General features: G+C 33.4%; 1 protein-coding gene and 1 pseudogene. Both read left to right on the top strand.

The window, feature by feature from the left end; translation table 11 throughout:
• Positions 1 to 346, top strand: a pseudogene (locus tag C3E90_RS05815) (glutamate dehydrogenase); the annotation flags it as partial.
• Positions 347 to 540: 194 nt separating this feature from the next.
• Positions 541 to 1,138, top strand: a 598-nt coding sequence (locus C3E90_RS05810; protein ID WP_236914722.1) for a DNA glycosylase, incomplete at its 3' end; no start/stop codon positions are given.

Genomic DNA, 1,138 nt, shown 5'->3' with positions numbered 1-1,138 from the left:
AGAAGTTGCAGAAAAGATAAATGCTAAATTAGTATGTGAAGCAGCTAATGGACCTATAACTCCAGACGCTGACAAAGTACTAGAAAGAAGAGGAATCCCAGTTACACCAGATATATTAACAAATGCAGGTGGAGTTACAGTATCCTATTTCGAATGGGTACAAAACCTATATGGATACTATTGGGAAGAAGATGAAGTAGAAGAAAAACAAGAAATTGCAATGGTTAATGCATTTAAAGATATATGGGCCCTTAAAGAGGAGAAAGATGTTACAGTAAGACAAGCTGCCTATATGCTTTCAGTTAAAAAGGTAGCAGATGTAATGAAATTAAGAGGATGGTATTAATAGAAGCTGGATTAGTCCAGCTTCTCTTTAATGTTATGGGGACAATGGGGGGACAATGGGTAGGGACAATGGGGACGGTTCTCACCGTCCCATTTTTTTATGTGGACGAGGGGATGGACAAAGCACCTGTCCCCTCGTCCACTGTCTTAATTAAATTATTTTGGGTATAATAAATAAGTGGGAGGTGAAGTAAGATGAATTACAATGCAATAGAAAAAAATAATCAAATAATAATAAAAAATATGATGGATTTTGAACCTAAACATATTTTTGAATGTGGTCAGGCCTTTAGATGGCATGTAGAGGAAGATGATAGTTATACAGCTATCCACAAAAGCAAAGTAATCAATGTAAAAAGGGATGGTAAGGATATTATATTCTCTAATATCAATATGGAAGATTTTGAAAACATATGGTATGATTATTTTGATTTAGGTAGAGATTATGGAGAGATAAAAAAAGAATTATCAAAAGATCCAATACTTAATGAAGCTATTAAATTTGGGCAAGGTATAAGGATACTAAATCAGGAACCTTATGAAACTACCATATCCTTCATAATATCTGCCAATAACCAAATATCAAGGATAAAAAGATCTATAGAGTTAATAAGTCAAAAGTATGGAGAGCCTATAGGCTCATATAATAGAAAGGAATACTATTCCTTCCCCAGTCCAGAAATTTTAGCTAGCGTAGATGAAAAGGAGTTAGAAGATAATTGTAAGGTAGGTTATAGGGCTAAATACATTGTGAATACTTCTAAAATGATTAAAAATAAAGAAATAGACTTAG

The sequence above is a fragment of the Clostridium sp. Cult2 genome (genome assembly GCF_021655075.1).
GTDB lineage: Bacteria > Bacillota > Clostridia > Tissierellales > Tepidimicrobiaceae > Schnuerera.
Note: the sequence above shows the minus strand (reverse complement) of the source record. Positions and strands in the feature narration are given on the sequence as shown.